This is a genomic window from Polyangium sorediatum (genome assembly GCF_029946465.1).
GTDB lineage: Bacteria > Myxococcota_A > Polyangia > Polyangiales > Polyangiaceae > Polyangium > Polyangium fumosum.
Genome location: NZ_JARZHI010000035.1, coordinates 89,614 through 108,057 on the forward strand (window position 1 = coordinate 89,614; position 18,444 = coordinate 108,057).

General features: G+C 68.4%; 17 protein-coding genes, 2 tRNA genes and 1 pseudogene. 10 read left to right on the plus strand and 10 right to left on the minus strand.

From position 1 onward, the window contains the following. Nucleotides 1-4: 4 nt before the first annotated feature. Complete coding sequence (locus QHF89_RS30900; protein ID WP_136965406.1) at nt 5-1,510, minus strand: serine/threonine protein kinase; 1,506 nt, start codon at nt 1,508-1,510, stop codon at nt 5-7. Between the two features lie 284 nt (nt 1,511-1,794). Here QHF89_RS30900 and guaB point away from each other — a divergent pair, with 284 nt between their 5' ends. Beyond that, nucleotides 1,795-3,246 carry an IMP dehydrogenase gene (gene guaB, locus QHF89_RS30905; RefSeq protein WP_136965405.1) on the plus strand — a complete coding sequence of 484 codons (1,452 nt, stop codon included), beginning with the start codon at nt 1,795-1,797 and terminating at the stop codon, nt 3,244-3,246. Here the strand turns inward: guaB and QHF89_RS30910 are convergent. Further along, the gene (locus QHF89_RS30910; RefSeq protein ID WP_136965404.1) at nt 3,234-3,992 is read right to left on the minus strand and encodes a hypothetical protein; all 759 of its coding nucleotides are present in this window, start codon (nt 3,990-3,992) and stop codon (nt 3,234-3,236) included. The two genes, guaB and QHF89_RS30910, sit on opposite strands and share 13 nt — an antisense overlap. An 86-nt stretch (nt 3,993-4,078) precedes the next feature. Here QHF89_RS30910 and QHF89_RS30915 point away from each other — a divergent pair. After that, a tRNA-Ser gene (locus QHF89_RS30915) sits at nt 4,079-4,165 on the plus strand. A 103-nt stretch (nt 4,166-4,268) separates the two neighbouring features. After that, nucleotides 4,269-4,356: transfer RNA gene (locus QHF89_RS30920), tRNA-Ser, on the plus strand. 44 nt (nt 4,357-4,400) lie between these two features. Here QHF89_RS30920 and QHF89_RS30925 read toward each other — a convergent pair. The 4 genes from QHF89_RS30925 to QHF89_RS30940 are packed head-to-tail and all read right to left on the minus strand — an operon-like array spanning nt 4,401 to nt 8,720. Next, nucleotides 4,401-5,651: an ABC transporter permease gene (locus QHF89_RS30925; RefSeq protein WP_284721138.1), complete on the minus strand. Its 1,251-nt coding sequence runs from the start codon at nt 5,649-5,651 to the stop codon at nt 4,401-4,403. Next, nucleotides 5,648-6,871 carry an ABC transporter permease gene (locus QHF89_RS30930; protein ID WP_284721139.1) on the minus strand — a complete coding sequence of 408 codons (1,224 nt, stop codon included), beginning with the start codon at nt 6,869-6,871 and terminating at the stop codon, nt 5,648-5,650. Before QHF89_RS30930 ends, QHF89_RS30925 begins: the two co-directional genes overlap by 4 nt. Next, nucleotides 6,871-7,989, minus strand: a complete 1,119-nt coding sequence (locus QHF89_RS30935) for an efflux RND transporter periplasmic adaptor subunit (protein WP_136927391.1) — start codon at nt 7,987-7,989, stop codon at nt 6,871-6,873. Before QHF89_RS30935 ends, QHF89_RS30930 begins: the two co-directional genes overlap by 1 nt. Then, complete coding sequence (locus tag QHF89_RS30940) at nt 7,986-8,720, minus strand: ABC transporter ATP-binding protein (protein WP_136965402.1); 735 nt, start codon at nt 8,718-8,720, stop codon at nt 7,986-7,988. Before QHF89_RS30940 ends, QHF89_RS30935 begins: the two co-directional genes overlap by 4 nt. A gap of 293 nt (nt 8,721-9,013) precedes the next feature. Between QHF89_RS30940 and QHF89_RS30945 the strand changes: the two genes are divergently transcribed. The 5 genes from QHF89_RS30945 to QHF89_RS30965 all read left to right on the plus strand — a co-directional run bounded on the left by QHF89_RS30945 (nt 9,014) and on the right by QHF89_RS30965 (nt 14,033). Further along, entirely contained in the window at nt 9,014-9,166 is a 153-nt protein-coding gene (locus QHF89_RS30945; RefSeq protein ID WP_170228813.1) for a hypothetical protein, read from the plus strand. Nucleotides 9,167-9,274: 108 nt separating this feature from the next. Next, complete coding sequence (locus QHF89_RS30950; RefSeq protein ID WP_136965401.1) at nt 9,275-10,522, plus strand: radical SAM protein; 1,248 nt, start codon at nt 9,275-9,277, stop codon at nt 10,520-10,522. Nucleotides 10,523-10,535: 13 nt separating this feature from the next. After that, the gene (locus tag QHF89_RS30955; protein WP_136965400.1) at nt 10,536-11,702 is read left to right on the plus strand and encodes an aKG-HExxH-type peptide beta-hydroxylase; all 1,167 of its coding nucleotides are present in this window, start codon (nt 10,536-10,538) and stop codon (nt 11,700-11,702) included. Further along, on the plus strand, nt 11,699-11,917 hold the full coding sequence (locus QHF89_RS30960) for a hypothetical protein (protein WP_136927395.1): 219 nt from the start codon (nt 11,699-11,701) through the stop codon (nt 11,915-11,917). Before QHF89_RS30955 ends, QHF89_RS30960 begins: the two co-directional genes overlap by 4 nt. Nucleotides 11,918-11,921: 4 nt before the next feature. After that, nucleotides 11,922-14,033: a peptidase domain-containing ABC transporter gene (locus tag QHF89_RS30965; protein WP_136965399.1), complete on the plus strand. Its 2,112-nt coding sequence runs from the start codon at nt 11,922-11,924 to the stop codon at nt 14,031-14,033. A 42-nt stretch (nt 14,034-14,075) separates the two neighbouring features. Here the strand turns inward: QHF89_RS30965 and QHF89_RS30970 are convergent, their stop codons facing one another. Together QHF89_RS30970 and QHF89_RS30975 are read right to left on the minus strand one after the other, a co-directional pair. Next, entirely contained in the window at nt 14,076-15,299 is a 1,224-nt protein-coding gene (locus tag QHF89_RS30970; protein ID WP_136965398.1) for an acyl-CoA dehydrogenase family protein, read from the minus strand. 22 nt (nt 15,300-15,321) lie between these two features. Then, nucleotides 15,322-16,545: an acyl-CoA dehydrogenase family protein gene (locus QHF89_RS30975; RefSeq protein ID WP_136965397.1), complete on the minus strand. Its 1,224-nt coding sequence runs from the start codon at nt 16,543-16,545 to the stop codon at nt 15,322-15,324. 193 nt (nt 16,546-16,738) lie between these two features. On the opposite strand from QHF89_RS30975, the gene rplM reads away from it, so the two are divergent. After that, nucleotides 16,739-17,182: a 50S ribosomal protein L13 gene (rplM, locus tag QHF89_RS30980; protein ID WP_136927399.1), complete on the plus strand. Its 444-nt coding sequence runs from the start codon at nt 16,739-16,741 to the stop codon at nt 17,180-17,182. Between the two features lie 14 nt (nt 17,183-17,196). After that, complete coding sequence (gene rpsI / locus QHF89_RS30985; protein WP_136927400.1) at nt 17,197-17,592, plus strand: 30S ribosomal protein S9; 396 nt, start codon at nt 17,197-17,199, stop codon at nt 17,590-17,592. A gap of 108 nt (nt 17,593-17,700) precedes the next feature. Here rpsI and QHF89_RS30990 read toward each other — a convergent pair whose 3' ends face one another. Next, on the minus strand, nt 17,701-18,138 hold the full coding sequence (locus tag QHF89_RS30990; RefSeq protein ID WP_136927401.1) for a hypothetical protein: 438 nt from the start codon (nt 18,136-18,138) through the stop codon (nt 17,701-17,703). Nucleotides 18,139-18,154: 16 nt separating this feature from the next. After that, nucleotides 18,155-18,444, minus strand: a pseudogene (locus QHF89_RS30995) (hypothetical protein); the annotation flags it as partial.

The following is an 18,444-nucleotide window of genomic DNA, read 5'->3' on the forward strand; positions in this document are numbered from 1 at the left end:
TGGCTCAAAGCTCACGGAGCGGATCATACCCCGTTTGCTTCTTCGTCGTGCGCTTGGTCGCGGGGTTCGTCGTCGTGGTCGTCGGGCTTGCTGCCTTGCCCGTCGTCGCTGCCGCCGGCGTAGTGGCGCTTGCGGACGAGGGCGCCGGCGTTGCGGTCGTCGCCGCGGGAAGCGCCTCAGGCGCCGCGGCGCTCGAAGGCGCGCGGGCCTCGGGGGCCGAAGAGGCGACGGTCGGCGCGACGCCCCCTGCGGCCGGCGTGGTGGCCGTCGCGTCGGCCGGGCCGGAGAAGCGAAGGACGATCGCCGCGACGCCGATGCCCACGACAAACGCGAGGAGCAGCACGGCCCCGATCGTCTTGCGGTTCGACTTCTTCGCGGGCGGCGCGGCCGGGGTCGCCATCGCCGCGTTCGAGTACGGTCCGTACGGCGCGGCGCCCGGCGATCGGAGCGCGGGCGCGGGCGGGAGCGGCGGCACGGGCGCGGGCATGCCGGGGTTCGACGAAGGCGCGCCGGGCGTGGGCGGACGGTAGAGCCCACCCGCGAGCTTGCGGACCGAGGTCGCCGTGAGATCCCAGTCGCCAGACGAGGTCATCGGCCGCGCGTCGAGCGGGATGCCGAGCACCTGCGCGAGGGAGAGGACGAGGTCCGTGGCTTTCACGAACCGCCCGTCCGGCTTGGGCCAGGTCGCGCGGGTGAACCAGGCATCGAAGGCTTGCGGCAGCTCGACGCCGTAGCGACGCGCGCGCACCGAAGCCGGCTCCTTCGCGCCCTCCACGATGTGCAAGAGCAGCGTGTAGAGCGACTCGAGCTTGCGGCTGTCTTCGAGCCAGTACGGTTCGCCGACGAGCAGCGCATAGGCGATGTGGGCGAGCGCGTAGAGGTCGGCGCGATGATCGATCGTGCCTTCGCCCAGGATCTGCTCGGGCGACATGTACGGCGGTGTGCCGAGGTTGATCGTCTGCTGCTTCATGCCGGCGTGCTGGCCGGAGGCGAGCACCTTGGCGATGCCGAAATCGAGCAGCTTGATGCGGGGCGTGCCGTCGTCGCGGTACGTGATGAAGATGTTCTCGGGCTTGAGATCACGATGCACGATGCCCGCGGCGTGCGTCTTGTCGAGCGCGCGCGCGGCCTGCGAGAGCACGAGGACGATCTCGGGCGGCGAGAGTTTCCCCCGGTCGCCGAGCACGTTCGCGAGGTCGTCGCCGCGCAAAAGCTCCATCACGAGGAAGGGCGCGCCGGTCGCGGCGTCGACGTCGGCGTCGAACGTCTCGACGATGTGCTCGCTGACGATGTCGGCGGTGACCGTGGCTTCGAGCTTGAAGCGCTCGCGCATCTCGGGGCTGCCGACGAGGCCGGGCAGCATCACCTTGAGGGCGCGGCGGCGGAGTGTCTTCTGGTCGATGACCTCGTAGACCGCGCCCATGGCGCCGGTGCTGACGCAACGCACGACCTCGTAATGGCCGTGGAAGATCTTGCCGGGGGCGAGCAGCCCCGCATCCGGTTCCGCCAAGGGATCTTCCTTCTAAGCGTGCAGTCTTCCGCTTTCAATAGCCGCGCCGCGCCGCTCGCCTTCTCGCGCGAACGGCCGCCCGACGCGCGGAAAACAGGCGCGCTGAGCCGCCAAATTTACGTAATTGTTACAAATATTTACGACTATGCCGTGGGCACCGACACACCGATGCCCCGGATCCGTGGCGTTCGCCGCGGGCACGCGCTAGACCCGCCCCCCTCCGCTCGACGCTTGGGGGCTCCGCTCGGCAAGCGAGCTACGCCCCCAAACCCCCGAGGTAGCTGATGCTCGACGACAAGCTCCGCGAATGCCTGACCTTCGACGACGTGCTCCTGGTCCCGGCCTATAGCGAAGTGCTGCCGAACCAGGTGGACGTGCGGGCGCGCTTCAGCCGGCGCATCCCGCTGAACATTCCGCTCGTCAGCGCGGCGATGGACTCGGTCACCGAGGGACGCACCGCCATCGCCATGGCGCGCGCCGGCGGCATCGGCATCGTCCACAAGAACCTCACGATCGCGCAGCAGGCGCGCGAGGTCGAGCGCGTGAAGCGCGCCGAGAGCGGCATGATCACCTCGCCCGTGACCGTGCGCCCCGACGAGTCGCTGCGCGACGCGCTCGGCGTGATGAACGAGCACGACATCAGCGGCGTGCCCGTCGTCGAAGGCGGAAAGCCCGTCGGCATCCTGACGGCGCGCGACATCCGCTTCGAAAAGAACCTCGATCAGCCCGTCAGCGCGCTGATGACCCGCGAGCTCGTGACGGTGCCGCCGGGCGTCTCGAACGACCGCGCGAAGGAGCTGCTCCACGCGCACCGCATCGAGAAGCTGCTCGTCGTGGAGAACGGCAAGCTTATCGGTCTCATCACGATCAAGGATCTCCTGCAGGCCGATCGAAACCCGGACGCGCTGAAGGACGAGGCCGGCCGTCTGCGCGTCGGCGCCGCGCTCGGCCCGGGGCCGGACGCGGACGAGCGCGCCGAGGCGCTCGCGGCGGCGAACGTCGACGTGCTCGTCGTGGACACGGCGCACGGGCACTCGCGTGGCGTGCTGGACACCGTGAAGCGCGTGAAAAACCGCTTCCCGCACATCGACGTGGTCGGCGGGAACGTGGCCACGCCCGAGGCCGTCGAGGCGCTCGTCGACGCGGGCGCAGACGCGGTGAAGGTCGGCATCGGGCCGGGCAGCATCTGCACGACGCGGATCGTCGCGGGCGTCGGCGTCCCGCAGATCACGGCTGTCTCCGACTGCGCGCGCGTCGCCGATCGGCACGGCATCCCGATCATCGCCGACGGCGGCATCAAGTACTCGGGCGACGTGACAAAGGCGCTCGCCGCGGGCGCGTGGTGCGTGATGGTCGGCTCGCTCTTCGCGGGCACGGACGAGTCGCCCGGCGACCTCGTGCTCTACCAGGGCCGCAGCTACAAGGTGTACCGCGGCATGGGCTCGCTCGGCGCGATGCGCAAGGGCTCGAAGGATCGCTACGGTCAGGGCGGCGCGGCGGACGAGAAGCTCGTGCCCGAGGGCATCGAGGGCCGCGTGCCGTACCGCGGGTCGCTCGGCTCGATCCTGTTCCAGCTCGTCGGCGGCCTGCGCTCGGGCATGGGCTACACGGGCTGCTCGACGGTGGCCGAGCTGCGGCAGAAGGCGCGCTTCGTGCGCATCACGTCGCAAGGGCTCCGCGAGAGCCACGTGCACGACGTGATCATCACGGAAGAAGCGCCGAACTACCGCACGTAACGAGCGCTCGTCGGCGGCAGCGGCTTGTCGCGGCCCTCGCTGAGATCGAAGCGGTAGAGCAAGCCCACGCGGAAGAGGAGCGCGTTCGTCGTCCCGGCGCCGGGCGCGCAGCCCTCGATGACCTCGCTTGAGAGGCGGTAGGCGTCGAGGGATCCTTCGCCGGTGAACGAGACCTTTTTTCCGATCGGCACCTCGACGCCGACGGCGGCGCGCAGGCCGAGGTTCAGGCTGTCCGTCGCGGAGCAGGAGAAGGGCTGTCCGCCGCGGAGCCCTCCATCGACGAGGAAGACGCCGTCGGCGTGTGCGCTTTGCCAAACGGCGCCGAGGCCCACGCCGAGGAACGGCACGATGGGCTCGAGGCCGGAAAAACGCACGCGGACCGAGGCCCACGCGGAGTCGGTCGAGCGCGCGATGCGCACGGCGCCGAAGGGCACGACGCCGCTGTCCTCGCGGCCGAGGCCCACGTGCTCGTACGTGAGCCCGATCGAGAGGGGGTGCAGGAGGTAGGTGAGCCCGAGGCCGAACAGGGTCCCGCCGCGCTGCGTGACCGGGAAGAGGGGCGCATCGCCGAGGCGAACGCCGCCGCCGACCGACGCCGAGAGGTCGAGCGCGGTCTGTCGGGGCTTCCTCGGCTGGGCCGTCGGGGCGGCCTGGGCACGCGCCTCCTCGGCTCCGAGGAGGGATACGAGGAGCGCGGCTGCGCCAAACGCGCGGGCCTTCCGGGCCTTCGGGGCGAGCGGGGGCATGGCCCGAGCCATACGCTGGATATTTCTTCGTTGGCAAGGACGGACGACGCTTGACCAGGCGGCCGCCTTTTGCCATCTTCGCCCGCGGAGAGGTGACCGAGAGGCCGAAGGTGCCTGATTCGAAATCAGGTGTACCCTCACGGGTACCGCGGGTTCGAATCCCGCTCTCTCCGCACAGACCAGCGTAAACGTGACGCGCGCCGATGGCCCCAAGCTACCGGCGCGTTGTCGCGAGTGCGCTGCGGGGTGGCGAGACAGCAGATCGTCACACCGTTTGGAGAGGTGACCGAGTGGTCGAAGGTGCACGACTGGAAATCGTGTGTACGGCAACGTACCGCGGGTTCGAATCCCGCTCTCTCCGCCAAAAACAATAACGCGCTCGAGGATGCGTCCGGACGCACGCCGCACCTACTCGGTGCGGAGCGCCTCGATGGGATCGAGCCGCGCAGCACGCCAGGCTGGGTAGAAGCCGAAGATCACGCCCGTCACGAGCGCGAGGCCGAGGCCGAGGCCGAGGGACCACGGCTCGACGTGGTGATCCCAGCGGCCCACCACCTGCGTCATCACCTGGGCCAAGAGCCACGAGATGCCGACGCCTCCGAGCACGCCGAACGCGCCGCCGACGGAGGAGATGGCCGCGGCTTCGAGGAGGAACTGGGCCAGGATGGCGCGGCGTGGCGCGCCGACGGCGCGGCGGATGCCGATCTCGCGCGTCCGCTCCGTCACGGTCACGAGCATGATGTTCATGATGTTGATGCCGCCGACGAGCAGAGCCATGAGGCTCGTGCTCAGGAGCAAGAGCTCCACGACGCTCAGGATGAGCCGATCCTGACTGCTGCTCTCGTCGTCCTCGATCTTGAAGTTCTTCACGCCGAGGTGCCTGCGCAGGAGCGTCGACGAGACGATGCTCCGCAGCGTGGAGAGCGGCGTCGTCACCTCGGCCGTGTCCGTTCGTCGCACGTAGATGCGGTTCACCGCGTGGTTCGGCGAGAGGATCGCGTCGTAGGTCGTCTCGGGGACGAGCACCTTCCGGTTCCAGATGTCGGTGCTGTCCGTCGAGCCGAAGATCGGACGATTCACGAGCACGCCGATCACCGTCCACGTGTGCCCCTCGACGAGGATCCGAGGGAGTTCGTCGGCTTCGAACCCCGCGAAGCCCCGATCGCCGAAGAGCTTCTGCCAGACCTCATGGCCCAGGATGCACACCCTCGCGCGACGTTCGAGGTCCGCGTCGACGAAGAAACGACCACGCGCAAGTTCGAGGCGATAGAGCGAGCGCGCGGTCGGCGTGGCGCTGACGAGCGTGATGCTCGTCTTCTTGTCGCCCGCGTGTGCCTCCGTTCGCTTCGTCGACTCGCTCTGCGCATCAAAGCCGCGGATGCCGCCGGACGCGCGGAGCGCGCGGGCATCGTCACGCGACAGCTCACGCCGCGTGCGCTTGCGGTCTCGCGCGTTGGCCTCTTCACGGCGTACCTGGACGAGGTCGCTCTCGGTGGCCTCCTGGCTGGCGCGCAGCAGCGCGGCTTCGCCGCTTCGAAGGAGCGAGGCGAGGACCACGATGGAGCCCGATCCGATCATCACGCCGAGCAGCGTGAGCAGGGCGCGCAGCCGCCCGCCGACGACGAACCGCACGGACCGGAGCAGATCGAGGAACCTCATCGACGCATCGCCACGACAGGATCGAGGCCACCCGCGCGACGCGCCGGCAACCAGCCAAAACCCACGCCCAGGCCGAGCGAAACGAGCAGCGCGGCCGTGGCCGCTCCCGTCGAGACGGAGCCGACCCAGGTCGGGATGGCCGACGCGACCAGCGGCGCCGCGACCAGCGCGACGAGCGCGCCTGCGGCCGTGCCGAGCAGACCGCCGAAGCCGGAGAGGAGCATGGCCTCGACGAGGAACTGCGCGCCGATGTCGCGCGGCGTCGCGCCGAGGGCCTTGCGGATCCCGATCTCGCGCACGCGCTCCGAGACGCTGACGAGCATCATGTTCATCACGCCGATCCCGCCGATCAGAAGCGCGACGCCAGCGATCAGGCCGACGACGGCCTCCATGATCAGGAAGATCATCTCGAACTTCCCCATGATCGAGCTGAAGTCGTAGATCGTGAAATCGTCGACGCCGCGATGGCGCGAGACGAGGCGCGCGTTGACGATGCGCTTGACCGCGTCGTTCTGCTTCGCGTCGTCGGTCTTCGCGACGACCGTCGTTTCGAATCGCGTGCGCGGCAAAAGCTCCGCCACGGTCTCGAGCGGCGCGATGAGCAGGTCGACCCAATCGAACCCGAACCCGACGCCGAAGCGCTCGTTGTTCGCGAGGACGCCGATGACCCGGCACCGCAGCACGCCGATGGTGACGTTTTGCCCGAGCGGATCACCATCCCAGAGTTTTTCCGCGAGCTTGTGGCCGACGACGCAGACCCGCGCGTGGCGTTTGTTCTCCTCCTCGGTGAACGCGCGGCCTCGACCGATGCGCATCCCGTACGCCGCGAAGAAGCTCTCGTCGCTGGCGACGAGGGACGTGCGCTCCTGTTTCCCTTTCAACGAGAGGATGTCCTTCGTGCCCAGCGACGCGTACATCGCCGTCTCGACGACGTGCGGGACCTGATCGAAGTACCGCGCCTTGTCGCGCAGTTCGAAGCCGAGCGTGTACATGCCCTGCTTGCGCGCGGCGCGCTCCGGCACCTTGGGCACGAAGAGGAGCAGCCGAGCGCCGCCGATCTCCTCGATGCCGCGGCTGAGCGTCTGGAGCCCGCTCTCGGCGAGCGACGACATGAGGACGATGGCGAACGCGCCGATCATGATGCTCGTGACCGTCAGGAGCGAGCGGAGCTTGTGCGCCACGAGCGCCTTGGCGGCGATCACGAGGTGACTCGTCCACATCACATCTGCGTCTCGTTGGCGGCGGCAGACCCCGGCTCGAGCAGGACGCGGTTCCCCTCCTCGATCCCGCGCACCACCTCGACCTCGCGATCGGTGCGCGCGCCGAGGACGACCTCGACCTCCTCCGTCGTTTGTCGGCCCTCGGGGCCATCGTGGACGCGCGTGACGCGCGCCTTGCCGCCGCTCTCCCGGACCGCCTCGATCGGCAGCGTGAGGACGTCGCGGCGTACGTCGAGACGAATCCGCACGTCGGCGGACATCCCCGGCTTGATCTGCGCATCGGCCGCGGTGAGCTCGGCCTCGATCGGGAACACGTCCACGTCCCTGCCCTGCGGGCGCGTCGACGCCGGCGCGATCTTCGTCACGCGCGCCTCGTAGGTTTTCCCGGGGAGCGCGTCGAGCGTCAGGGTCGCGGCCTGCCCGAGTTGAATCTTCGCCACGTCGATCTGATTGACCTCGATTTTGACGACCAGCGTCGAGAGGTCGGCCACGACGAGCAGCGCCTCGCCATTGAAGGTGGCCTGCACGCCGGGGGTGACGACCTCCCCCGGCTCGATTCCGCGCTGGATCACCGTGCCGGCCATCGGCGCGACGATCTTCGTGTATCGAAGGCGATCCCGGGCGATGTCCACCGCGACGCGCGCCTGCCGCACGGAGATGTCCTTCGTGGCCAGGTCGTGCCGGGCCGCATCGAGCTCGTGCGCGGGGACAACGGACCCCTCGACACCCGCGGTTTTCCGGCCGAGGACGAGTTTGGCATAAGCAACGGACGCCTGCGCGTTCGCGAGCTCGGCTTCCGCGCGGGCGAGCTCGCGTTGATAGTCCGTCGGATCGAGGACGACGAGCAGGTCTCCTTTTTTCACCTGCGCGCCTTCGTCCACGAGGACCTCGGCCACCTGGCCAGGGACCTTCGATTTGAGCTCGACCTTGTTGCGCGCCTCGACCTTCCCGGTCTCGACCACCTCCAGGACCAACTCCGAGCGTTTCGCCGTCACGACGAGCGCGGGGTCGAGCGGGGCCGCTCCCGCGCCGCCCCGCTGCGAAATGACGACGCCGAGGGCGACGATCACGACGAGCGCGAAGAGCCACGGCCACCGCCGTTTCCGCTTCGCGCTCATGCCGTGGCTCCCTGCGCGGCTGCGGCCGATCCTGGGTCGGCCTCGACAGACCTCGACACGTCGGAGAGCAAGGTCCCGTCCTTGAAGGTGATGACCCGGTCCGCATAAGCGGCGATGGCCTCGTCGTGCGTCACGACGACCACGGTCATTCCCTGGGCGTGGAGCTCGCGAAAGAGGCCCATCACCTGCACCGTCGTGGCGGAGTCGAGCGCCCCCGTGGGCTCGTCGGCGAGCAGGAGCAAGGGCTCATTGACGATCGCGCGGGCAATGGCGACGCGTTGCTGCTGGCCGCCGGAGAGCTGGTTCGGCAGATGATCGATACGCTCGGCGAGGCCGACGCGCACGAGCGCGCGCCGCGCGCGTTCTCGGCGTTCCGACGGCCGGATACCCGAATAGATCATCGGCAGCTCGACGTTCTGGAGGGCGTTGTCCCGGGGCAGGAGGTTGAACGACTGAAAAACGAACCCGATCTTGCGGTTTCGGAGGTGCGCGAGCTCCACCTCGTCGAGCGCCCCCACATCCTCTCCATCGAGACGATATCGCCCCTCTGTCGGCCGGTCGAGGGTCCCGATGACGTTGAGCATCGTCGACTTCCCCGACCCGGAGGCGCCCATGATGGCGACCATCTCGCCCTTCCCGATCTCGAGCGAGACATTGCGGAGCGCGTGCACCTCGATCTGCCCCATCCAGTACACCTTCGTGATCGACTCGATCTGGATCAGGGGATCCATGAACGGAACCTCTTCCGGCCGTAGCGGTCGCGCCCGCGGAAGGGGCCGATGCTACGAGACTTCGTCTCACGCCACCCAGAAATTTCATCGCTCCGCACAAAAAACGCAGGAACGGCATCGTCGCAGGCTTCCCCGAGCATTCCGTTGCAACACAAATTGAATTCTACAACACGCGCCCACCCCAAGCCTTCTCCGAAGACGACGCGCCAACGAATGTTCTTGTGGGACGACGCGGAGATTGATAATTCTGAGTATTGCTCCTCACCGGAGTAATTCACGAGCAGGAGAAAACCATGAACGACATCGAGAAGCAGATCCAGGATCGTCTCGCCGACGAGGACAGCATGGACTTCGAAGGTGCCGAGGACCTCATCGAGGCCCACATCGACGAGGTCACGGGCGGCGGCTTCAGCCTGCACGTCCAGTTCAAGCAGCAGCAGAAGTAAACCTCCACCACGTGGAGTGAGTCCGCTGGGCGCGGCCTCCTTCTTTATAAGGAGGCCGCGCTCGGTGGCTCGAACGCGGGCCTTGGATACGAAAGGAATCAGCGCGAGATGCTTCAGGACATCCGTCGAACCGCCGAGTATCTGAACATCGTATTCAAGGTAAGTGAGCGCTGCAACCTCAAGTGCGACTATTGTTATTTCTTTTTCGCCGGCGACGACAGTTGGAAGAAGCATCCCCCGCTTGTGTCGCCCGAGGTCGTCGACGCTCTCGGGGCGTTCTCGGCGCGAGCGGCGAAGAAGTACGGCATCGAGCGGGTGACGCTCATCTTTCACGGCGGCGAGCCGCTGCTGATGCCACGCGCACGATTCGCGGACATGTGCGAGAGGCTCCGCAAGCACGAAGACGGATTCCGCTTCGACTTCGGCCTGCAAACGAACGGGGTCCTCGTCCGCGACGAGTGGATCGATCTCTTCGAGAAATATCAGATCTCCGTGGGTGTATCGCTCGACGGGCCACCCGCCGTGAACGACAAGCACCGGCTCGACCTCAAGGACCGCGGCTCGTATGACCGCACGGTCGCGGGGCTACGCCTGCTCCAGGAGGCCGCGGCACAAAAAAGGATCAGCGCGCCCGGGCTCCTCGCGGTGATCAACCCCGGGGCCGACGGCGGCGCCGTGTACCGTCACTTCGTCCACACCCTGGGCGTGACCGACATGAGCTTTTTGACCCCGGATTACACGTGGGATTCGGGGGTGAACGAGGAGATCGTCCGCGGCGTCGAGCGATATTTGCTCTCGGCGTGCCGCGCGTGGCTGCGCGACAAGAACCCCAAGGTCCACATCCGCGTCTTCTCGGAGCTCCTGTCCGCGATGGTGAGCTCGCAAGCCATGGACCTGCTCCGAACGTATCGCGACGACTATCGAAACATCATCTCCGTCTCGTCGAACGGCGACCTGGCCCCCGAGGATACGCTGCGCGTCGTCGATCCGCGCTTCGCCTCCATGGGCCTCAATATCGAGACCCATGGCCTCGAAGACCTCGTCGAGTCGGACGCCTGGCGCGAGCAGGCCGAGGCGTCGCTGAGGCGACCGGAAGGGTGCAAGGCGTGCGGGTGGTGGAACATCTGCAAGGCCGGGCGACCGATCAATCGTTTCTCCAAGGCCCTCCGGTTCGACAACAAATCGCTGTATTGCAAGGGCCTGCAGGACATCTACGCCGAGATCGCCGCATTCCTCGTCCGGAACGGGATTCCCCTCTCCGAGATCACGAGCAGGATCGCCGCGATCGACCCTGCGCCCGCGCCCGAACCGGGGGTCGCCCCGGAGAACGGGCAACTGGCGTCCCCTCCACGCTGAGCCGGACAAACCCATGGCAGACATCTCCTCCCACGCGGACATCTTCGCGTCGCCCGTCCACGGCGACGCCGTCGGCGCCGTGCGTTCGCTCGCGGCAGGTCGCCTCAATGCCACGCGCCGCCGGGTGGCGGACGTATTGACGCGGGCCGGAAAGGACGAGGCCGCCCGCGCCCTCGTCGCGTTCACCCCGGGCCGAGGCAGCGCGTGGCGCCCCGAAATGGGTCTGGCCCTGCTCGCCCTGCGAAACGACGCGCCCGCGCTCGCCGCGCTCCAGCTCGCCGCGCTCCACGGCGGCATGGGCGGGTCGGGCGTCGTGGAGGTCGATATCGACACGCCGCAATGGCTTTACCTCGACGGGTGGCTCGAACCCATTCACGGGACGTGCCGCCTCACGGCGGGGGAAAACAAGACGACCGTTCATTCGGACCTGGGCCATGCGACGTACGTCCTCTCGCCGGAGAAAAACCTCGTCCCGGCCGAGGCGCCGGGCGGCCCGTGGAGGGTTTTTCCGAGCGGCGGTCTCGCGCCGCGGTACGTCACGGTCAGCGGGCTGCGCCATTCCGTCGAGGGATTCCCCTGGATGGCGGCCCCCCCGCCCGCCCCGCCTGCGACCGTAGCTGCGCCGCAGGAGCGCATCGACGTCATTCGCGCCGCGTGGCGGCTCTTGCTGGAGAGCGCGCCGCTCTTCGCACCGTGGGTCGCGAGCACGGCCGCGGGGTGCTTGCTCCTCGACCGGAGCGGGAGTCACGAGGCCCAATCCGGCAGCTCCTACGATCATCCCGGGCTCATTGCGATCGAAACGCCCGACGACGCGGCGTTCTGCGGCGAGCTTCTCGTCCACGAGTGCGCCCACCAGCACATGTTGCTTTACTCGATGGTCGCGCCGTTCGTGCAGACAGGGAGCGACGAAGTGTACTACTCTCCCATCAAGCGGGCGCACCGGCCGATCGAGCGGGTCCTCTCCGGGGCGCACGCGGTGGGGAACATGATCGTTTACTACCACGCGCTTCGCCGGACGACCGGGCTCGACGCTGCCTCGCAGGATCGATTCAACGTCCATCAGCGCTGGTTCGACGAGGATTACCGGCCCGCCCTCGACCAGAGCAAGACCCTCACGGAGAGCGGCCAGCGATTCTGGCGGGGCGTGTGCAACGCGGTCGATTCCGCAGCACGACAATGAGCGAAAGCAAGGCGAGCGAGAGCCAGGAAAAAGGCGGCAAGAGCAACCGGCGGGACAATCATCGACTCTACCGCCCGGAGGCGGTGGCCGCGCACGCCACGCGTGGCGCCGGCGAGCCGTGGGAAGGCCGGCTGCCCGCCGAGCATGGGATTCTCGCCGTCCTGACGTTGCTGGCGGCGGCCGGCCTCGTCGCGTTGTATTGGGGAGCCCGCTGAGCCCATGGCCAGCGTCGCCGAAAGCGAAGCCTCGCCCCCCCGCCCCGCGCGAGCCGTCCCCATCATTCTGCAAGGAGAGCCCAGCGAATGCGGGCTCGCGTGCCTCGCCATGGTCGCCTCTTCCTGGGGGCTCGAGGCCGACCTCGCGGCGCTTCGCGCGAAGCTCACCACCACGCCGCGTGGACTCAGCCTGCGCATGTTGATGAGCCTCGCGGCGGCGCTCGGCCTCGCGGCGCGCCCCGTGCGCATCGGCCTTCACCGCCTCGGCGATCTGAAGACGCCCGCCATTCTCCACTGGAACATGGACCATTTCGTGGTCCTGGAGAAACTCACGGGCGACGTCGCGTCGATCGTGGATCCTGCGCGGGGCCGCGTGCGCATGAAAATCGACGCGGTATCGCCCTCCTTCACCGGGATCGCGGTCGAGCTCACGCCCACGGATGCGTTCTCCCGCGAGCCCCTCGCGCTCTCGCGGAGCTTCCGGCGGGCGTGGATCGACGACCCGCACCTGCGCTCGGTCGCGCTTCGGGCCCTGTGGCTCACGGTCCTGCTCCAGGCATCCATTGTCTCCCTGCCTTTCGCATATCGGACCCTGATCGACCGTCACCCCACGGCCGGCACATCGGACCCAGCGATGCTGACGATCCTCACGGGCATTGCCTTGATGATCGTGGTGCAGGCAGGCGCGTCGTGGACACGCGGGGTGCTGGTCACGCGGTTCGGCAATCTCTTCGTCCACCGCGTCTCCGCGCACATCGTCGGGCGTCTCTTCTCGCTCCCGGTGTCCTTCTTCCAGCGGCAGATCCTCGGCGACGTGCTGGCGCGCGTCCGATCGGTCGACGCGATCCGGCGCTTCGTCACCGATCGGGCGATTCCCCTGCTCATCGACCTCGCGGTCAGCGTGGTGACCGCCGCGCTGATGATCCGGTTCAGCCCGAAGCTCGCTGCGATCGTGATCCTCGGCCTCGCGGTCGAGACCACGATGCGGTTCGCGGCGCTGCCGCGGCAACGCGAGCTCTCCGACGAGCTCTTGCACGCCGAAGGAAAAGAGCTCGCCCGCCTCCTCGAATCGATCCGCGCGGTGCAAGCCATCAAGCTCGCGGGGCGCGAGGCCCAGCGGTTCGCGTTGTGGGAGAACGACCTCGTCCGTGTCCTCAACGCCAACATGCGCCTGAGCCGCCTGCAGACCGGCGTGGAATCGGCAGCGTCCACCATCGGGGCCCTCGAATGGGTGCTCGTCCTCGGCATCGGGGTGCTCGGCGTGGGCGCCGATCCCGTGCCGCTCGGCACCCTCTTCGGCTTCCTCGCGTATCGCGGCGTGTTCCGTGAGCGGTTCGGGACGCTCACCGAGAACCTGTCCTCCCTGCAGCTCGTCGGCGTCCACCTGCGTCGGCTCGACGACCTCATGCTCGCCGAAGCGGAGCCCGTGGGCGGACGCGACATGCCGGTCGACGGCGCGGGCGCGCTGTCGCTGAAGAACGTCCGCTTCCGGTACGCGGCGACGGAGCCGCTGGTGCTCGATGACGTCTCGCTGGAGGTCCCGGCCGGCGCGTGCGTGGCGATCGTAGGGCCGTCCGGGAGCGGGAAGTCCACGCTCATCAAGATCATCCTCGGCATCGAGACGCCGAGCGAAGGCGACGTGCACCTCGACGATGCCTCGATCCGCGACGTCCACCGGCACGGCTGGCGAGAGCGCTTCGGCACCGTCATGCAGGACGACACGCTGCTCGCCGGCTCGATCGCCGAGAACATCGCCTTCTTCGACGCGACGATCGACATGGACCGGGTCCGCGCAGCGGCCCGCGACGCCTCGATCGCCGACGAGATCGAGGCGATGCCGATGGAGTACGGCACGCTCGTCGGGGACATGGGCGCGCAGATCTCAGGGGGCCAGCGGCAGCGGATCCTCATCGCGCGCGCCCTCTACCGCCAGCCGAAGATCATCCTCTTCGACGAAGGCACCGCGAACCTCGACGCCGACAACGAGACGCGCATCGCGGCCGTCCTCGCCAACCTGGCGCCGACGCGCATCGTCGTCGCGCATCGTTCGCACCTCGTCTCGGTCGCCGACATCGTCTACGAGGTCCGCGGCGGACGCGTCACCCGGATGCGCTGAGCCGGATCGAGCCCCCCGCGGTCGACCCCGCTCCGTTTGACGTCAAAACGACTTCAGGTTCGACACGATCCGCTTCGAGATGACCACGCGCTGGATGTTCCCGGTGCCCTCGAAGATGTCGTAGACCTTGATGTCGCGGAACCACTTCTCGAGCAGCGCGTGCTCCGCCTGGAGCGTCCCGTGCGCGCCGCAGATCTCGATCGCGTCGATGCACGCGAGCGTCGCGGCTTGCCCCGCCGCGGCCTTCGACATGCTCGCCTCCTTCGCGTTCGGGATGTTCATGTCCGCGAGGTACGTCGCGCGATGCACGAGCAGCCGCGCCGCCTCCAGACGTCGCCCGATCTTCGCGAGCTTCTCCGCGATCGCCGCGTACCTCGGGATCGGCCGCCCGAGCACGTAGTTCTGCTTCACGAAGTCGCGCGCGTACTCGTATGCCGCGCGCCCGATGCCCACGGCCATCGCTGCGACGAGCGGGCGCGTGTTGTCGAAGGTCTTCATCGCCGTCATGAAGCCCTCCTTCGATCGATACGCCTCCTCGCCGCCGAGCAGGTTCTCCTCCGGCACGCGACAATCCTCGAGCACGAGCTCCGCCGTCTCGTTCGCGCGCAGCCCCATCTTGTCCTCGATCTTGCCGACCTCGAACCCGGGCGTCCCCTTCTCCACCACGAACGCGCGATGCCCCGCGCGCCCGAGCGAAGGATCCACGGTCGCGAAGATGACGGTCCACACCGCGCGGCCGCCGTTCGTGATGTAACACTTGCGCCCGTTCAGCACCCAGTGCGCGCCGTCCTTGCGACAGCTCGTGCGGATGCCCGCCACGTCGCTGCCCGCATCCGGCTCCGTCAGCCCGTACGCGCCCCACTTGAGCGGGCCCGTGTCCATGTCGCGGAACATCCCGAGGAACCGCTTCTTCTGCTCCGGCGTCCCCGTCGCGCGCACCGGCGGCGCGCCGAGTCCCGGCCCCGGCATGCTGAGCGGGATCGCCGCGTCGGCCCACGCGAGCTCCTCGGCCGCGATCACCGCCGTGCGGTTCGCCTCGGAGGGCTTGCTCGGATCTCGCTCCTTGCGCGGCGCGCCCTCCTGGAACTCCGCGATGTCGTCCGAGCGGAAGCCTCTCGACATCATCATGAAGTTGCGCAGGAACGACTCCGGCACCTCCTTGTTGCGATCCATGTCGAGGCTCATCGGCCGGATCACGTGACGTCCGAGCGATTGGAGCGCCTCTTTCAGCTCGTGTTGCTTCTTGCTCAAAGCAAATTCGATCATCGTCGGCTCCTCGTTCGGTCCGTCAGGTGAAGATCGCCTGGGTGTCGGGGGTGGGCAGCACGAGCGCGGGATCGAGCTTCTGCCCGAGCTCGATCGCGCTCGCGAGCTGATCGAGCTGCTCGGCCGTCGGCGCGGCGAGCATGAGCTGCTTCGCGTCGCGCATCAGCTTCTCGGCCACGAGGTCGCGGATGAAGCCCGAGCCGCCGAAGAGCTGCACGCAGTCGTCGGCCGTGCGCATCGTCGCCTCGAACGCGTGCGCCGCCGCGCGCGCCGACGCGAGCAACGCGTCCCGCTCGGACTGACCTGCATCCCACGCCGCCGCCGCCTTCCACACGAGCCAGCGCGACGTCTCCACGTCCATCGCCCGATCCGCGAGCGTGAACGCGACGGCCTGAAAGTGGCCGATCGGCTTTCCAAACGCGACGCGCGTATCGCAGTGCTCGCGCGCGAGCTCGAACGCGAAGCGCGAAAGCCCCACCGCCCGCGCCGCCACGACGAGCGCGTGCTTCACGAAGAAACGCAGCGCCGCGCGGGTAAAACCCTCCTCGCCTCCGTCGCCGTGCAGCCGATCCGCATCGCGCACGACCGCGCCTTCCAGCACGACTTCGCCGAAGCTCGCCGCGTCGAGCCCGAGCGTCTTGTGTCGCTCCCCGACGCGGATCCCGGCGTTGTCCCGCCGCACCACGAACGCGCCGATCCCGCCCCAGCCGCGCTCGGGCTCCACCTGCGCGAACACGACGAACCGATCGGCGAGCGCCGCGTTCCCCACGAACGCCTTCTTCCCCGTGATCCGGTAGCCCTCGTCGGTCCGCTCGGCCTTCGTCGCGAAGCCTTCGTGCGTGCGACACGGCGCGGGCTCGCTCCACGCGACCGCGCCAAACCGGTCCCAGCCGCCTTCCTCTGCGAAGCCGGCGAGCAGCTCTGCGGCGCGCTCGGGTCCGCCGAGCTCGATCACCGCGCGACCGAACGCGCCGGGCCCTGCGAGGCCAAACGCTGCGGCGGCGTCGGCAGCGCCGAGCTCCTCCTCGATCAGCACCGTGGTCACGAGCCCTTGGCCCTGGCCGCCGGCGGCCTCGGGGACCGAGACGAGCCCGAGCCCCATCTCGTGTGCCGTGCGCCGGATGTCCTCGGACACGCAGCGCGCGTGTTCGAGCTCGCGTGTCCGGGGCAGAAGCGTGGCTTTCGCGAATTCCGCCACGGCGTCCTGCATCAACCGCTGGTCTTCGGTCGGTTCGAAGGCAATCATGGGTCCCGGCAAGGTCGGCCAAGGGTGGCATCGCCGTCAACGCGGCGGGTTTTACGCACCTTCCGGGTGTGAGGACGGGTGGATCACGAACGATCCAATGCGGTTTTGCCCTCGTCGATCCTTGACAGACCGCCACCCCGCCTGTAGAAGTTGCGCCCCTTTCAGCTAGCCGGTGTCCCTCGGAGTCCGAGCGATGAATCCAGTCCCCAAGTCGTACAGCGCCAAGCCTGCGCAGGCGCTCGCAGATCGTAAGTGGTGGGTGATCGACGCGGAGGGCAAGCCCCTCGGCCGCCTCGCCTCGCAAGTCGCGACCATCCTGCGTGGCAAGAACAAGCCCACGTTCACGCCCCACGTCGATACGGGGGATTTCGTGATCATCGTGAACGCCCAGAAGGTGGCGCTCACGGGACGCAAGCTGGAGCAAAAGCAGTACGTCCGGCACAGCGGTGAGCCGGGTGGCTTCCGGACCGAGGCCTACGGTCACCTGCTCGAGCGCAAGCCCGAGCTGCCGATCGTGAAGGCGGTCAAGGGAATGCTCCCGAAGAACGTCCTCGGCCGCGAGCTCATCACGAAGCTCAAGGTGTACGCCGGACCGGATCATCCCCATGCGGCGCAGAAGCCGCAGCCCCTTGCGTGAACTGAGACCGATCCATGCCCGAGAACAATCGCATCTACGCTACCGGTAAGCGCAAGACGGCCGTCGCGCGCGTGTGGATCTCGCCGGGCTCCGGCAAGATCTCGGTGAATGCTCGTGGCGCGAACGACTACTTCGTGCGCGAGACGAACCAGATGATCATGCGTCAGTCGCTCGAGCTCCTCGAGCTCGTCGACCAGTACGACGTGCAAGCGACGGTGTCCGGCGGCGGGCACAGCGCGCAGGCCGAGGCGATGCGCCACGGCATCGCGCGCGCCCTCTGCCTCGCCGACCCCGAGCGCCGCGCCTCGCTGAAGCGCGCCGGCTTCTTGACGCGCGACGCGCGCAAGAAGGAGCGCAAGAAGTACGGTCAGCCGGGCGCCCGCAAGCGCTTCCAGTACTCGAAGCGCTGATCGCTGCCCGTTCGGTCTCCAAAATCCCCTCTCCGCCTTCACGGGAAGGACAGGGGGTTTTGGTGTTTTGTCTCGAAGCGTTCCCCGCCCAAGGAAAGACCTTCGCGATCAGCTCGTCTTCGACACGAGCTCGGCGCGCTGCGCGTGAAGCCAGGCTCGCCCGATCTCCTCGTCCGGGAAGAAACGCACCTGCACCTCGGTGCGCGTGAGCGAGCGCATCGCGCGCACCGCGAGGTCCGAGAGGACCTGCACGTAGTGGTTGCCGCCGCAGATCGCGATCGCGCGGTTGTGCGTCCCGAGCGCGGGCTCGGTGGACGCCTTGCGCGCGTCCATGGTCGAGCTCATCTGGCGCGAGATGTCGACCAGCACGAGCAAGTAGCGCTTGCCCTCGTTCCACTGGCCTTCGGCCACGCGCAACGTCCGGAGCTGGTGCCCCTCGACGACCCCGCCAAGGCGGTAGATCACGAGGTCGGGCTCCTCCACTTCGAGCACGCTGTCGCCCGCCTGCGCGATCTGCACCGGCTTCGACGATTCGTTGCGGCTCAAACGAACCCCGTCGCGCTCAATGTGCCTCGGACTCTTCGCCCGGATCGTCCGGGGGCGCGTCCGGCGCAGGCTGTGCCGGAGGCTTCTTGCCCGCCGCAGACCCGATCGGCGTCGCCGACGACGGTCCCATGGGCAGGCCGTTCAAGAGCGGCGCGGGGATCGGCTGGCCGCCGCCTTCATCGTCATCATCGCCCGTCTCCTCGACGAAGCCGGGCTGGACCGCGGCCGGCTCCCCCGCAGGCTGCGACGGCGGCACGCCCGGCGCGGCAGGCGCGGCGCTCCCCGCGGGCGACGGCGGCGCGCCCG

What these genes read in the sequence shown, in the direction of transcription:
- guaB (WP_136965405.1), top strand. Translation starts at nt 1,795, where the DNA reads ATGCTCGACGACAAGCTCCGCGAATGCCTGACCTTCGACGACGTGCTC.
- QHF89_RS30910 (WP_136965404.1), bottom strand. Translation starts at nt 3,992, where the DNA reads ATGCCCCCGCTCGCCCCGAAGGCCCGGAAGGCCCGCGCGTTTGGCGCA.
- QHF89_RS30925 (WP_284721138.1), bottom strand. Translation starts at nt 5,651, where the DNA reads ATGAGGTTCCTCGATCTGCTCCGGTCCGTGCGGTTCGTCGTCGGCGGG.
- QHF89_RS30930 (WP_284721139.1), bottom strand. Translation starts at nt 6,871, where the DNA reads ATGTGGACGAGTCACCTCGTGATCGCCGCCAAGGCGCTCGTGGCGCAC.
- QHF89_RS30935 (WP_136927391.1), bottom strand. Translation starts at nt 7,989, where the DNA reads ATGAGCGCGAAGCGGAAACGGCGGTGGCCGTGGCTCTTCGCGCTCGTC.
- QHF89_RS30940 (WP_136965402.1), bottom strand. Translation starts at nt 8,720, where the DNA reads ATGGATCCCCTGATCCAGATCGAGTCGATCACGAAGGTGTACTGGATG.
- QHF89_RS30945 (WP_170228813.1), top strand. Translation starts at nt 9,014, where the DNA reads ATGAACGACATCGAGAAGCAGATCCAGGATCGTCTCGCCGACGAGGAC.
- QHF89_RS30950 (WP_136965401.1), top strand. Translation starts at nt 9,275, where the DNA reads ATGCTTCAGGACATCCGTCGAACCGCCGAGTATCTGAACATCGTATTC.
- QHF89_RS30955 (WP_136965400.1), top strand. Translation starts at nt 10,536, where the DNA reads ATGGCAGACATCTCCTCCCACGCGGACATCTTCGCGTCGCCCGTCCAC.
- QHF89_RS30960 (WP_136927395.1), top strand. Translation starts at nt 11,699, where the DNA reads ATGAGCGAAAGCAAGGCGAGCGAGAGCCAGGAAAAAGGCGGCAAGAGC.
- QHF89_RS30965 (WP_136965399.1), top strand. Translation starts at nt 11,922, where the DNA reads ATGGCCAGCGTCGCCGAAAGCGAAGCCTCGCCCCCCCGCCCCGCGCGA.
- QHF89_RS30970 (WP_136965398.1), bottom strand. Translation starts at nt 15,299, where the DNA reads ATGATCGAATTTGCTTTGAGCAAGAAGCAACACGAGCTGAAAGAGGCG.
- QHF89_RS30975 (WP_136965397.1), bottom strand. Translation starts at nt 16,545, where the DNA reads ATGATTGCCTTCGAACCGACCGAAGACCAGCGGTTGATGCAGGACGCC.
- rplM (WP_136927399.1), top strand. Translation starts at nt 16,739, where the DNA reads ATGAATCCAGTCCCCAAGTCGTACAGCGCCAAGCCTGCGCAGGCGCTC.
- rpsI (WP_136927400.1), top strand. Translation starts at nt 17,197, where the DNA reads ATGCCCGAGAACAATCGCATCTACGCTACCGGTAAGCGCAAGACGGCC.